The sequence below is a fragment of the Pseudomonas parafulva NBRC 16636 = DSM 17004 genome (assembly GCF_000730645.1).
In the GTDB taxonomy this organism is placed as follows: Bacteria; Pseudomonadota; Gammaproteobacteria; order Pseudomonadales; family Pseudomonadaceae; genus Aquipseudomonas; species Aquipseudomonas parafulva.
This window is the reverse complement of sequence record NZ_BBIU01000044.1, coordinates 12,052-24,798: the sequence shown is the minus strand read 5'-3', so window position 1 is coordinate 24,798 and position 12,747 is coordinate 12,052. Positions and strand designations below refer to the sequence as shown.

Genomic DNA, 12,747 nt, shown 5'->3' with positions numbered 1-12,747 from the left:
AAAAGGTCGCGATAGGCTGCGCAGCAGCCCTCCTAAACCCCGCTCGCCCCTACCACAGGTTAGGCTCCATCTCTAACGCGACACCGAACCGCTGCAGGATATCTGCCTGAATCTGCTGCGCCAGCGCATGCATCTGCGCCCCGCTCGCTTGGCCATAATTGACCAGCACCAGTGATTGCAGGCGATGCACGCCAGCATCACCCTCGCGATACCCCTTCCAGCCCGCCTGCTCGATCAACCAGCCTGCCGCCAGCTTGACCTGGCCATCAGCCAGTGGGTACGCCACCACGCCAGGGTGCTGGGCACGGATACGCTCAACACATTCAGCCGAAACTATCGGATTCTTGAAAAAGCTCCCGGCATTGCCCAGTTCTGCCGGGTCCGGCAGCTTCTCCCGCCGGATACTGCAGATGGCGTCACTGATCGCCTGGGCAGTCGGTTCGGCGTTCCCCTGCTCAGCCAGGCGCTGGCGCACGGGTCCGTAGTCCAGATGCGGCTGCAGGGTATGGCTCAGGGCAAAGCGCACGCGCAAAATCAACCAGCGGCCCGGGTTGCGCTTGAATACGCTGTCTCGGTAACCGAAGGAACAGGCCGCAAGGTCGAACTCGCGCAACTCGCCCGTTTCACGGTCCAACGCGGTGAGGCCCGCAAAGACATCCTTGATCTCGACACCGTAGGCACCCACGTTCTGCATTGGTGCAGCGCCCACGGTACCGGGGATCAGGCTGAGGTTTTCCAGGCCGCAATAACCTTGCCCAAGCGTCCACTGCACAAAGGGGTGCCAGGGCTCACCGGCCTGCGCCTCCACGATGACAGCGTGGCCGTCGTCGCTGATCACTTGCACGCCTCGGCTGGCCACGTGCAACACCAGCGCGTCCACATCCTGGGTCAGCAGCAGGTTGCTCCCACCGCCGATCACCTGCACTGGCAGGCCCTGGGCGTGGGCACGATTGAGCGCCTCGCGGATTTGCTCATCATCATGGGGCTGGCAAAAATAGCGCGCCTTCACGTCGATGCCGAAGGTATTGAAAGGCTTGAGCGATACCTGCTCCTGCCACTGCACTGTCATACCCGCCCCTTGATTTCCAGCACCAGCGCCTTGCAGGCATCCTCGATCAGATCCAGCACCTGTTCAAAACCGTCAGCACCGCCGTAGTAGGGGTCTGGGACTTCATCCAGTGCAGCCCCATAACGGCGCAGGAACAGGTCCAGTTCGCCAGTGGACGCCTCGGGGCGCATTGCACGCAGTTGGCCAAGGTTGCTCTCATCCATGGCCAGGATCAGGTCGTATTCGGCAAAATGCCCGGCTTTGACCTGCTGAGCCCGCTGCCCGGAAAGATCGTAGCCCCGGCCCAAGGCCGCCTTGCAGGTGCGGCTGTCTGGCGGGCTGCCAACGTGCCAGTCGCCAGTACCCGCAGACGCCACCTGTACATGGTCGGCCAGCCCGGCAGCCTGCAACTGATGGCGTAAAACGCCTTCGGCTGTAGGCGACCGGCAGATGTTGCCCAGGCAAACGAACAGGACGCGCATCAGGCCTCCAGCAAGCGCCGGACGCGCTCGAGGTCTTCAGGTGTGTCAACGCCCACGGCAGGTGCTTCGATTGCATCCTCGACGTGAATACCCACGCCGTGCCACAGGGCGCGCAGTTGCTCCAGGGCTTCGACCTGCTCAAGCCAGCAGGGGCCCCAGTTGACGAAGTCCTGCAAAAAGCCGACACGGTAGGCGTACATACCGATATGCCGGCGATAAGGCACGCCTTCCGGCAGCTGCTGACGGCCATTGGCGAACGTGTCCCGGGCCCAGGGCAAAGGTGCGCGGCTGAACGTCAGGGCCAAGCCGCGCTTGTTGCTGACAACCTTCACGGCATTGGGGTTGAACACGGTTGCCGGGTCAGGAATGGGCTCAGCCAAGGTGGCGATGCCCGCCTCCGGGTGGGCGGCCAGGTTGGCGGCCACCTGGTCAATGATCACAGGTGGGATCAACGGTTCGTCGCCTTGTACGTTCACCACAATGGCATCGGCCGGCAACCCGAGTTGGGCGGCCACCTCAGCCAGGCGATCGGTACCGGACTCATGGTCGGCCCGGGTAAGCAGCACTTCTGCGCCAAACGCCTGGCAGGCATCGACGATGCTGGCATCGTCAGTGGCAATGACCACGCGGGTGGCGCCGCTCTTGCGCGCTTGCTCCCATACGTGCTGCACCATAGGTTTGCCAGCGATCGGCAACAGCGGCTTGCCCGGCAGGCGCGTGGAACGCAGACGGGCCGGAATCACCACAATGAAGTTCAGGCTCATTTGTCCAGGCGCTCGTCATCGGTCAGCGTGCGCGCTTCGCTTTCCAGCATGACCGGGATGCCATCGCGCACCGGATAAGCCAGGCCTGCGCCCTTGCTGATCAACTCGGTCTTGTCGGCACTGAGCTTGAGCGGGCCTTTGGTGATCGGGCAGGCCAGGATGTCGAGCAGTTTGGTGTCCATTGAAAGCGTCCTTTGGGCCGCGTGGCCGAAAATGGAATAAAGGCTCAGGGGGTGCTGAGCAAGCGTTGCAGCTGGCTGTCGAACCAGGCAGTAAAAGCGGGTGTGGGCTGTGCATCCACCGCCAGATACCACCAATCGTCAGCCGCGAAAGCCCGGCATTTCACCGCGTCCTTCTCGGTCATGACCAACGGCAGCGGCGGGCTGAAGGCAAGGCTTTGGGCATTGAACTGCGCGTGGTCGGCGAACGGGTGCGGGACTAGCTGCCAGTTTAGCGCCAGCAGGGTATTGAAGAAACGTTGCGGGTTGCCGATGCCGGCCACCGCATGCAGCCGCTGCCCAGGCACAAAGTGATCGAGCGGGCGCCGCTCACCGCTGCGCAGGTTGACCAACGCAGCCGGTTGCAGGCAGAAGCCGAAGCCCTCGGCAGGGTCTTCAGCAGCGCCATTGAACAGCACCGCATCAACAGCGTGCAGGCGTTCGGCAGGCTCGCGAAGGGGGCCGGCCGGTAGGCAGCGGCCATTACCCAGGCCACGGGCGGCATCGATCAGCACCAGCTCCAGGTCCCGGGCCAGCCGATAGTGCTGCATGCCGTCATCGCACAGGATCAGATCGAGCGGCTCACTGGCCAGCAGCGCCCGCACCGCAGCAGCACGGTCCGGGTCGATCATCAACGGCACGCCGGTGCGCTGCACAATCAACAGCGGCTCATCGCCAGCCTGGTCGGCAGACTGGTCGGCGTGCACGCGCCAGGGCAATTGTGGCGGCTTCGCACCGTACCCACGGCTGACCACACCCACCCTCAATCCTTGCTCACGGCAATGCTGGATAAGCCAGAGGATCATAGGTGTTTTGCCGGTTCCGCCCACCGTGATGTTGCCCACCACGATGACAGGCACTGGCGCGCGGTAGCTGGGTGTTTCACCGCTCAAAAAGCGCGCGCGTTTGCGGTTCACTACCCGCCGGTACAAGGCCTCCAGCGGGCGCAGCAGTGCCAGGGCCGGGTGGCCGGCATACCAGGCTGCCAACAGGCGATCGCCAACAGCCATCAAGGCGTACCTTGTGCCGCCTCGACGGTGGTCATGCGCAACTGGCTGAAACCGAGCTTGCCGGCAGCGTCCATTGCGGTGACCACCGCCTGGTGGGGTGTCTTGCCGTCGGCGCTGATGGCCAGCGGTAGCTTGTTATCGCCACCGGATTCGCGCTCTATGGCCTCACTCAGGGTGGCCAGGTCGCTTTTGGGCAGCAGGTGGTTGTTCACCGAATAGACGCCTTCGGCACTGATGGTGATTTCCACCAGCTTGCCTTCGTCCGCAGGGGGCTGTTCAGCGCTGGACGCCTCAGGCAGCTCGACACGCAGCTGGTTCTCGCGGGTGAAGGTGGTGGTGACCACGAAGAACAACAGCAACACGAACACCACATCAATCAACGAGGCGAGGTTGATGTCAACGTTCTCGCGCTGGCGGTTGCGCCGGAACTTCACGCGTTGCCTCCCGCCACTTCCACTTCACGGTCGCCCTGGATCACTTCCACCAGCTTGATGGCTTCTTGCTCCATACCAACCACCAGCTCGTCGATGCGTCGCAGCAGGAAACGGTGGAAGAACACCGCCGGGATACCCACCATGAGGCCTGCGGCAGTGGTGACCAGTGCTTTGGAAATACCGCCGGCCAGCACCGCCGCATTGGTGGTCATTTGTGAGCCCATGAAGGCACTGAAGATGTCGATCATGCCCAGCACGGTGCCCAGTAGGCCCAACAATGGCGCCATGGCGGCGATGGTACCGAGGGTGCTGATGTAGCGTTCGAGTTCATGAATGACGCGGGAAGCCGCCTCTTCGATGCACTCCTTCATGATCTCGCGGCCGTGGCGTGAATTGGCAAGGCCTGCAGCGAGGATCTCACCCAGCGGTGAATCGGCCCGCAGCGCCTTGAGTTTGTCACTGGTGAGCTGCTTGTCCTTGATCCACAGCCAGACCTGCCCCAGCAGGTGTGGCGGCGTCACCCGGCTGGCCCGCAACGTCCACAGGCGCTCGACGACGATTGCCATGGCAGCGACGGAACTCAGAATGATCGGCAGCATCATCCAACCACCGGACTTGACCAATTCCCACACAGTTAACGCCCCCGTCGAAAAAGGCGAACACTCTACCATAGGCGGGTCGGCCCCTCATCTGCCAGAAGTCAGCCATTTGGCCGGTTAATCCACCGTTCCCCCTGTAGGAGCGACCGCAGGTCGCGATGCCCTGCGCAGCAGGGCCCGCCCCCAATCTTTCCTATCAGCCCTCCCCAGCTTCCCGCCAGAACCGCCGCTGCCGTCGCCACCCTTCAACCTCCCCATGGCGCCCCAACACCAGCCGCAGCGCGCCCTCTACGGCGGTGTCATGCACCTCCAGCCCGTGCCGCCGATAACGCTCCACCACCTGCGCATGGGGGTGGCCAAAGCTGTTGTTGCGGCCCCGCGATATCAGCACACCTCGCGGCGCCGTGGCGCGAATAAAGGGCTCAGTGGATGAGCTGCGGCTACCATGATGGGGTGCTTGCAGCCAGTCTATTCCCGTGGCGGGCATGGCCGCCAGCCACGCCCGCTCGGCACCTGCCTCCATATCACCGGCCAGCAGCAACCGCTCACCACGGGCCTCCACCAGCAGCACACACGACCTGTCATTGCTGCTGCGCCCAAAGCCCCATTGCCACAGCGAAAACTGCACCTCATCCCACACCCACCGCTCACCACTGGCGCAAGGTTGCAACTGGAGCCCATCCACTTCCTCGCCGCCCATTGCCCAGGCCACCGGCAGCCCACGCTGAACGGCCCCAGCGCCACCGGAATGATCAGCATGGGCGTGGCTTATGAGCATCAGGTCCAGGCTGCGCACACCCAGCTTGCGCAGGGTCGGCAATACCACCCGCTCACCCAGGTCGCTGTCACCCATGGCCGGGCCGGCGTCGTACAGCACGGTGTGGCTGCGGGTTCGCAACAAAACCGCCAGCCCCTGGCCGACGTCCAGCTGCCACACCTCCACCTGCCCAAGTGGGATGGCCTCCCTCGGCACCCACAAGGCCAGCAGCATCACCCCGCCCAAGCCGCGAAGCGGCACACCGTTGGGTAGCAGTACCAAGAACGCACCCAAGGCCACTAACAGCCAGGCCCACAATGGCAGCGCAGCAGGCACCCAGGCCGGATGTTGCTGCGCAACCACAGCCAACATGCCAAACAGCAGGTCCAGCAGGCCGCCGGCAAGCCATAACAACGCCTCACCCACCCCGGGCAAGGGCAGCAGCAACGTGCCCAGCAATGCCAACGGCAGCACCGCCAGGCTGATCCAGGGCACCGCCAGCAGGTTGGTCAACGGCGCACTCAGGCTGATGGGCAGGCCAGTTGCCAGCAAAACCGGCAGCAGCCCGATGGCAATGACCCATTGCGCGCGAGTCCACGCCTGCCAGGGCCGCCAGCCACCCAGCCGGGCACTGAAGCAGTAGATCAACGTGGCCACTGCCGCAAACGACAACCAGAAGCCCGGCAACAAAGCCCCCAGCGGCTCAACCAGCAGCACCGCAACCAGTGCCATCAGCAGCGGCAACATGGCGCCCAGGTGGCGAAAACGCAGCCGCCAGCACAGCACCACAGCCAGCATCAGGCAGGCCCGCTGCACCGGCACCCCCGCACCGGCGAGCCAGCCATAGGCCAGCGCTGCCAACATGGCCAGGGCGCAGGCACAAGGCAGCCAGGGCAGCCGTGCCGGCCACAGCCCCCACCGCACCAAACCCGCCACCAGCCCATAAAGCAAGCCGGCCACCAACCCAATGTGCTGGCCCGAAATCACCAGCAGGTGCACCGTACCGGTGGCCTGCAACGTTTGCCACACCTCCCGCGACAGCCCTGCACCGTCACCCAGCACCAGCGCCACCAACGCTGCCTGTTGCCCATGGGCTTCGACTGCCAGCAGGCGCTGGCGCAGGGTGTCGCGCCACCCACCATCGGCTGGCGCCACCCGATGCCCCGCCTTGACCCTGCCCGTTGCCCCGACACGGCGCGCCAGCAACTGCGCTTCCCGATCCGGGCCATGCGGGTTGAGCAGGCCGGCCGGTCGCTGCACGGTCACCGCCAGCCGCCACTGCTCCCCCGCGCGGACCTCCGGCCCCTTGAACCAGCTCACCTGCACCCGCCTGGGCAGTTCACCCCGGCGGCTCAGCGGCGCCTCCAGGTCAAAACGTACGCTCTGCCCGGTGCGCGTGGGCAGGCCCGTTACCCGGCCCTCCAACCATACCGTGCGGCCATCCAGCGCTTTAGCCAGGCGATCATTCAGCGCCAGCTGCGCAGACCCGCACGCCCAGCTCAACCCTAGCAAGAACACACCGAGCGGCCACAGCCGGCCGAACAGGCAGGCGCCGCCAACGATCAACAGAGCAACAAGCCAGCCGACCGACGGCAAGGCGGGGAGAAAGCTCAGGCACAACAGCCCGAGCGCAAGCGCCAACATCCCTGTGCGCATATGGTAGAGCTCCGCAACCGATCCAAGCCCTCAGGCATAGCCCAGATGGCAGCAGGCGCCGCTCAACAATTGTCACAAACTCTAAACGAGGCTGAATGGGAATAAGGGCATACTCCCCGCTCAAACCTACGGGGAGCCCAGATGCCGCGCCGACTCTTCAAACGCTACATGCCAGACCCGACGAGCATTCGCGAACACAAGTCCTTACGCTTTTTCGGCAAGCTGCTGCATGACCCGAACCTCTGGCATCTCAACCGCCATTCCGTCGCAAGGGCGATGGGGGTGGGCCTGTTCGCGGCGCTGATACCCCTCCCCCTGCAAATGCTGCTGGCCGCTGCGCTGGCCATTCCAGTCAGGGCCAACTTGCCGATTGCCGTCAGCCTGGTGTGGCTGACCAACCCCCTGACCATGCCCCCGGTGTTCTTCGTCACCTACATGACGGGCGCATGGCTGTTGCAGGTGCCGCCGCGCACGCTACCGGAGGAGCTGACCTTCGAATGGATCACCGATCAACTGGCCACCGTGTGGCAGCCGTTCCTGCTGGGCTCGGTGGTGTGTGGAGTGGTATTGGGCGTTGCCGCGTATTTCACCACGCTGCTTTACTGGCGCTGGTGGATTGGCCGGCAGTGGCGCCGGCGCAGGGGGCGGTACTCAGGCACGCATGCCGCGGCCACTGACCAGCAGGCGCACGCACAGCAGGTACAGCACCGCAGTGGCCACCAGCATGAACGTGATGGCGGTGCCGATACTGATGTCCGAGACACCTAGGATGCCGTAGCGGAACGAGTTGACCATGTGCAGCACAGGGTTGGCCAACGACACGGTCTGCCAGAACGGGGGCAACAGGTTGATCGAATAGAACACCCCACCGAGGTACGTCAGGGGCGTCAGCACGAAGGTGGGCACGATCGAGATATCATCGAAATTGCGAGCGAATACCGCGTTCACGAAACCCAGCAGCGAAAAAATAGTAGCGGTCAGCAGTACCACAATGACCGTCACACCCAGGTGATGCACCTGCAGGTCGGTGAAGAACATCGACAGGATGGTAACGATGACTCCAACGGCCAGACCCCGCAACACGCCGCCCAGCACATAACCCACCAGAATGGTGTGAGGTGACACCGGCGACACCATCAGCTCTTCGATAGAGCGCTGGAACTTGCTGCCGAAAAAGCTCGACACGACGTTGCCATACGAGTTGGTGATCACCGACATCATGATCAGCCCCGGCACGATGTACTGCATGTAGGTGAAGCCACCCATGTCGCCGATCTGCCGGCCAATCAGGTTACCGAAGATGACGAAGTACAGCACCATGGTGATTGCAGGCGGCAGCAGGGTCTGCGGCCAGATGCGCAGGAAGCGCCGCACTTCGCGATAGACGATGGTGTTGAGGGCCACCCAGTTGGTGCGCAGCTCCACGCTCATACGGCCACCTTCGACAGGTTTTTTTCCACCAGGGACACGAATAGCTCCTCCAGCCGGTTGGTCTTGTTACGCAGGCTCTGCACCTCGATGTTCTGCACTGCCAATTGGCTGAACAGCGCAGTGATGCCAATGTCCTTGTCTACCTGCACTTCCAGGGTATGCGGCGTCAGCAAGCGGCATGGGTAACCCTGCAATGCAGGGGCCGTGGCCAAGTCCTGCTTGATGTCGAGAACGAAGGTTTCGACATGCAGCTTGCCCAACAACTGGCGCATGCTGGTGTTTTCGACAATGGTGCCGTGGTCGATGATGCCGATGTTACGGCACAACTGCTCAGCCTCTTCCAGATAATGGGTGGTGAGGATGATGGTGATGCCCTTCTGGTTCAGCTCGGTCAAAAAGCTCCACATCGAACGGCGCAACTCGATGTCCACACCCGCCGTGGGTTCGTCGAGAATCAACAGGCGGGGCTCATGAATCAGTGCACGGGCAATCATCAAGCGGCGTTTCATGCCGCCAGACAGCGACCGCGAGGGCACGTCGCGCTTGTCCCACAGGCCTAACTGCGTCAGGTACTGCTCGGCCCGCTGCTTGGCGATTTTCGGGGGAATACCGTAGTAACCGGCTTGGGTCACGACAATGTCGAAGCACTTCTCGAACTGGTTGAAGTTGAATTCCTGGGGCACAACGCCCAGGCAGCGTTTAAGGGCAGCCGGCTCGCGGTCCAGGTCGTGGCCGAAAACATTGACGCTGCCGCTGGTCTTGTTGACCAACGTCGACAGAATCCCGATGGTCGTGGATTTGCCAGCGCCATTGGGGCCGAGCAGAGCAAAGAAATCGCCTTCGGCAACATCCAGGTCGATGCCGTTAAGGGCCTGGAAGCCGTTACCGTAGGTTTTGGTCAGCTGTCGTATGGACAGGGCAGAACTCATAGCGGATCACTTACCGGAAGAGGGTCGAGGCACGCCGGGGCAGATCACCGGCGCAGTGGGTGCAGTTATGGTGCTTGGCCGGGCAGCCTAAGTACAGTTATGTGCATTGATAGTGACTATCAAGGAACACCAGGTGTTCGATCAAGTCAGTGCGCTCATGACGCCGGCCTGATAGGCGGGGCGGGCTTTCAGGCGCTCGTACCAGCCTTGCAGGTGGCGCATGGGTGGGTGCTCCATGGGCATCTCGAACCACGCGTAGGCAAAACTACCCAACGGGATGTCACCCATGCCAATCTGCTGACCGGACAGGTAAGGCTGCTCGGCCAATGCTTGATCGGCGATGGCCAGCAGTTGGGCGCACTGTTTATGCGCTGCATTGATTGCCACCCAGTCGCGCTGGTCTTCAGGCGTGCGCAGCAAGCCCCAGAACAGTGGGCGGAACGGCGTAGCCAAGGACGATGTCGTCCAGTCCATCCACTTGTCGGCCAGGGCACGCTCACGCGGATCCTCCAGATACCAGCCCTGCTTTGCACCATATGCTGCGCACAGGTAGCGCACGATGGCGTTGGACTCCCACAGTGCCAGGTCGCCATCTTCGAGCATTGGCACCAGGCCATTGGGGTTGAGGGCACGGTACTGCGGTTCGTTGACCACACCGAAAGCGCCGCCCGCGTCGATGCACTCGAAGTCCAGGCCCAGCTCATGGGCTATCCAAAGCGCCTTGCGTACATTGCTCGAGTTCTTGCGGCCCCAGATCTTCAGCATGGCAATGTCCTTAATGAATGCGTAGGTGATCCAGTCTACTGCAAGACAGCCAAGTAGCAGACTGAAACTCCCACCGCCACACCCTGTCACTGTTCTGACCCTGTCGTTCACAGCGTAGCGTCTAAGCTGTCTGGGACGGCTCAAGCCCCTGGTTCCAAGGAGGACCGATTATGTTGCTGTTGTGGTTGGTAGTGCTGGTGATAGGTACCGCGTACCTGTTGCACAGGCGCATGGCACCCTTGCAGATCCTGGCCATCACGGCGGGGTACGTGCTGCTGATGGGCATTTTCAGCAATGCCCCTGGCTGGCTTTTGGTGGTGCTGTGGCTCGTGCTGGCATTGATGTCGGCCGTGGTAGCGCTGCCGCAATGGCGCCGCAAGGTGCTTACCGCCCCGGTGTTCGACTGGTTCAAGCGCACGTTGCCGCCCATGTCGCAAACCGAGCGCGAAGCGATTGAGGCCGGCACCGTCTGGTGGGATGGTGAGTTGTTCAGTGGCCGCCCCGACTGGCGCACTTTGCTCGCCTATCCCGCGCCAACGTTGACTGAGGAAGAGCAGGCATTTATCGACGGCCCTACCGAAGCGCTATGCGCCATGGTTAGTGACTGGCAGATCGGCCAGGACCTCGACCTGCCACCCGAGGCCTGGGCCCATATCAAACAGAACGGGTTCTTTGCCCTGATCATCCCCAAGGAGTACGGCGGCAAAGGCTTCTCTGCTTATGCACACTCCCAAGTGGCGATGAAACTGGCCACCCGCAGCGGGGATCTGGCCTCAACGGTGATGGTGCCCAACTCCCTGGGCCCGGCCGAATTGCTGTTGCATTACGGCACGGACGAACAACGCAATCACTATTTGCCCCGGCTGGCCCGTGGTGAAGAAATACCCTGCTTTGCACTCACCGGCCCACTGGCAGGCTCTGACGCCGGGGCCATGCCCGACAGCGGCGTCATCTGCAAGGGCCAATGGAACGGGGAAGAAGTCATCGGCTTGCGCCTGAACTGGGAAAAACGCTACATCACCCTGGGCCCCGTCGCCACGCTGCTTGGGCTGGCATTCAAGGCGTACGACCCTGACCACCTGCTGGGTGAGGATGAGGAACTGGGCATCAGCTTGGCATTGATCCCCACTGACACCCCGGGTGTGGAAATCGGCAAGCGCCACTTGCCGTTGGGCGCCGCCTTCATGAACGGGCCCAATAGCGGCAAGGATGTCTTCGTGCCGCTGGATTTCCTCATCGGCGGTCAGCAGATGCTCGGCAAGGGCTGGATGATGCTGATGAACTGCCTGTCGGTGGGCCGCTCTATCTCCCTGCCCGCCGTCGGGACGGGCGCGGCCAAATACACCAGCCTGGTGACCGGTCAGTACGCCAACATCCGCGAACAGTTCAACGTGCCGCTGGCCGCCTTCGAAGGCATCCAGGAATCGCTGGCACGCATCGGTGGCAACGCCTGGCTGATGGACAGCGCACGGCTGCTCACCGCCAAGGCGGTCGACCTGGGCGAAAAACCTTCGGTGCTGTCGGCGATCCTCAAGTACCACCTCACCGAACGCGGCCGCGAATGCATCCAGCACGCCATGGACGTGCACGGCGGCAAGGGCATCATCATGGGCCCGAACAACTACCTGGCGCGCAACTGGCAAGGGGCGCCGATCTTCATCACCGTCGAAGGCGCCAACATCCTTTCACGCAACCTGATGATCTTCGGCCAGGGCGCGATCCGCTGCCACCCCTTCGTGCTCAAGGAAATGTCCGTGGCCGGCATCCAGGATCGCGAGCAGGCCCTCAAGGCGTTCGACGATCTGCTGCTGAAGCATGTCCGCTTCGCCGTCAACAACGCCGCCAGCACCCTGGTGCTCGGCCTCGGCCTGGGACGGTTCGAGCGCAAGCCGGGGGATGCCCTGAGCCAGGGCTACTTCCGCGCTCTGGATCGCCAGGCGGCGGCGTTCGCCCTGCTGGCGGACCTGTCGATGATGCTGCTCGGCGGCGCACTCAAACGCCGTGAACGTCTCAGTGCGCGCCTGGGCGATGTGCTGAGCTACCTCTACCTGGGCTCGGCCGCGCTAAAGCGCTACCACGATCTAGGTTCGCCCGAATACATGCAGCCGTTGCTGCGCTGGGCGATGGAAGAAAGCCTGGGCAAGGCAGAGCATGCACTCGATCGCTTGCTCGACAACTTCCCGAACCGCGTCGTTGGCTGCGCTCTACGGGTGCTGGTCTTCCCGTTCGGGCGGCGGCACACCGGACCGAACGATGAACTGGACGCCGAGGTAGCCGCCTTGATTGGCCGCAGCAAAGGCGACCCGGCCCTGGAAGAGCTGCTCGCCGGTTGCTTCAGGCCGCAGGCAGAGGGTGATTCAGTGGCAGCGCTGCAGCGGGCCAGTGACGCACTAGACGACATCGCGCCACTTCGCAAGGCACTGAATCAGGCTGTCAGGGACGGAAAGTTGCGTGGCTCGATCGGCCAGCCTTTGATCCAGTCCGCCCTGGAGTCCGGGATTCTCACAGCAGACGAAGCGCACACCCTACAACTGGCAGAACAGGCACGCCGCGTAGTCATCGACGTCGATGCATTCGACAAGGCCGCATTACTGCCAACGGGCAGCGTTCGCTGAAAAAAACCCCACGCCCGCCGCCATCGCTCATGGCGACGG

The 12,747-nt window shown here is 63.0% G+C and carries 13 protein-coding genes; 2 read left to right on the top strand and 11 right to left on the bottom strand.

Annotation, left to right across the window (positions count from 1 at the left end):
- Window positions 1–49 precede the first annotated feature (49 nt).
- The 8 genes from murB to PPA02S_RS21665 form a co-directional block, all read right to left on the bottom strand.
- On the bottom strand, window positions 50–1,069 hold the full coding sequence (gene murB, locus PPA02S_RS21700) for a UDP-N-acetylmuramate dehydrogenase (RefSeq protein WP_028633619.1): 1,020 nt from the start codon (window positions 1,067–1,069) through the stop codon (window positions 50–52).
- Window positions 1,066–1,530 (bottom strand): low molecular weight protein-tyrosine-phosphatase, encoded by a 465-nt coding sequence (locus PPA02S_RS21695; RefSeq protein WP_028633618.1) that lies wholly within the window; start codon window positions 1,528–1,530, stop codon window positions 1,066–1,068. Before PPA02S_RS21695 ends, murB begins: the two co-directional genes overlap by 4 nt.
- Window positions 1,530–2,294, bottom strand: coding sequence for a 3-deoxy-manno-octulosonate cytidylyltransferase (kdsB, locus tag PPA02S_RS21690; protein ID WP_028633617.1), 765 nt, complete (start codon window positions 2,292–2,294; stop codon window positions 1,530–1,532). Before kdsB ends, PPA02S_RS21695 begins: the two co-directional genes overlap by 1 nt.
- On the bottom strand, window positions 2,291–2,476 hold the full coding sequence (locus tag PPA02S_RS21685) for a Trm112 family protein (protein ID WP_028633616.1): 186 nt from the start codon (window positions 2,474–2,476) through the stop codon (window positions 2,291–2,293). Before PPA02S_RS21685 ends, kdsB begins: the two co-directional genes overlap by 4 nt.
- 44 nt (window positions 2,477–2,520) lie before the next feature.
- Window positions 2,521–3,522: a tetraacyldisaccharide 4'-kinase gene (lpxK, locus tag PPA02S_RS21680; protein ID WP_028633615.1), complete on the bottom strand. Its 1,002-nt coding sequence runs from the start codon at window positions 3,520–3,522 to the stop codon at window positions 2,521–2,523.
- On the bottom strand, window positions 3,522–3,956 hold the full coding sequence (gene pocB / locus PPA02S_RS21675; RefSeq protein ID WP_028633614.1) for a flagellar polar localization protein PocB: 435 nt from the start codon (window positions 3,954–3,956) through the stop codon (window positions 3,522–3,524). The genes lpxK and pocB overlap by 1 nt, the downstream gene beginning before the upstream one ends.
- Window positions 3,953–4,588: a flagellar polar localization protein PocA gene (gene pocA / locus PPA02S_RS21670; RefSeq protein WP_028633613.1), complete on the bottom strand. Its 636-nt coding sequence runs from the start codon at window positions 4,586–4,588 to the stop codon at window positions 3,953–3,955. The genes pocB and pocA overlap by 4 nt, the downstream gene beginning before the upstream one ends.
- A 163-nt stretch (window positions 4,589–4,751) precedes the next feature.
- Complete coding sequence (locus PPA02S_RS21665) at window positions 4,752–6,968, bottom strand: DNA internalization-related competence protein ComEC/Rec2 (RefSeq protein ID WP_028633612.1); 2,217 nt, start codon at window positions 6,966–6,968, stop codon at window positions 4,752–4,754.
- A 141-nt stretch (window positions 6,969–7,109) separates the two neighbouring features.
- On the opposite strand from PPA02S_RS21665, the gene PPA02S_RS22900 reads away from it, so the two are divergent.
- Window positions 7,110–7,736 carry a DUF2062 domain-containing protein gene (locus tag PPA02S_RS22900; RefSeq protein WP_154660069.1) on the top strand — a complete coding sequence of 209 codons (627 nt, stop codon included), beginning with the start codon at window positions 7,110–7,112 and terminating at the stop codon, window positions 7,734–7,736.
- On the opposite strand, the gene PPA02S_RS21660 is transcribed toward PPA02S_RS22900, so the two are convergent.
- From PPA02S_RS21660 to PPA02S_RS21650, 3 genes are all read right to left on the bottom strand, one after another.
- On the bottom strand, window positions 7,620–8,399 hold the full coding sequence (locus tag PPA02S_RS21660; protein WP_028633611.1) for an ABC transporter permease: 780 nt from the start codon (window positions 8,397–8,399) through the stop codon (window positions 7,620–7,622). The genes PPA02S_RS22900 and PPA02S_RS21660 overlap by 117 nt on opposite strands.
- On the bottom strand, window positions 8,396–9,328 hold the full coding sequence (locus PPA02S_RS21655; RefSeq protein ID WP_028633610.1) for an ABC transporter ATP-binding protein: 933 nt from the start codon (window positions 9,326–9,328) through the stop codon (window positions 8,396–8,398). The genes PPA02S_RS21660 and PPA02S_RS21655 overlap by 4 nt, the downstream gene beginning before the upstream one ends.
- A gap of 141 nt (window positions 9,329–9,469) precedes the next feature.
- Window positions 9,470–10,093, bottom strand: a complete 624-nt coding sequence (locus tag PPA02S_RS21650; RefSeq protein WP_028633609.1) for a glutathione S-transferase — start codon at window positions 10,091–10,093, stop codon at window positions 9,470–9,472.
- 170 nt (window positions 10,094–10,263) lie between these two features.
- On the opposite strand from PPA02S_RS21650, the gene PPA02S_RS21645 reads away from it, so the two are divergent.
- Window positions 10,264–12,708, top strand: a complete 2,445-nt coding sequence (locus tag PPA02S_RS21645) for an acyl-CoA dehydrogenase (protein WP_028633608.1) — start codon at window positions 10,264–10,266, stop codon at window positions 12,706–12,708.
- Window positions 12,709–12,747: the final 39 nt, after the last annotated feature.

Bases quoted from the DNA above. Each gene is read 5' to 3' on its own strand.
- murB (WP_028633619.1), bottom strand. From the start codon at position 1,069: ATGACAGTGCAGTGGCAGGAGCAGGTATCGCTCAAGCCTTTCAATACC.
- PPA02S_RS21695 (WP_028633618.1), bottom strand. From the start codon at position 1,530: ATGCGCGTCCTGTTCGTTTGCCTGGGCAACATCTGCCGGTCGCCTACA.
- kdsB (WP_028633617.1), bottom strand. From the start codon at position 2,294: ATGAGCCTGAACTTCATTGTGGTGATTCCGGCCCGTCTGCGTTCCACG.
- PPA02S_RS21685 (WP_028633616.1), bottom strand. From the start codon at position 2,476: ATGGACACCAAACTGCTCGACATCCTGGCCTGCCCGATCACCAAAGGC.
- lpxK (WP_028633615.1), bottom strand. From the start codon at position 3,522: ATGGCTGTTGGCGATCGCCTGTTGGCAGCCTGGTATGCCGGCCACCCG.
- PPA02S_RS21665 (WP_028633612.1), bottom strand. From the start codon at position 6,968: ATGCGCACAGGGATGTTGGCGCTTGCGCTCGGGCTGTTGTGCCTGAGC.
- PPA02S_RS22900 (WP_154660069.1), top strand. From the start codon at position 7,110: ATGCCGCGCCGACTCTTCAAACGCTACATGCCAGACCCGACGAGCATT.
- PPA02S_RS21660 (WP_028633611.1), bottom strand. From the start codon at position 8,399: ATGAGCGTGGAGCTGCGCACCAACTGGGTGGCCCTCAACACCATCGTC.
- PPA02S_RS21655 (WP_028633610.1), bottom strand. From the start codon at position 9,328: ATGAGTTCTGCCCTGTCCATACGACAGCTGACCAAAACCTACGGTAAC.
- PPA02S_RS21650 (WP_028633609.1), bottom strand. From the start codon at position 10,093: ATGCTGAAGATCTGGGGCCGCAAGAACTCGAGCAATGTACGCAAGGCG.
- PPA02S_RS21645 (WP_028633608.1), top strand. From the start codon at position 10,264: ATGTTGCTGTTGTGGTTGGTAGTGCTGGTGATAGGTACCGCGTACCTG.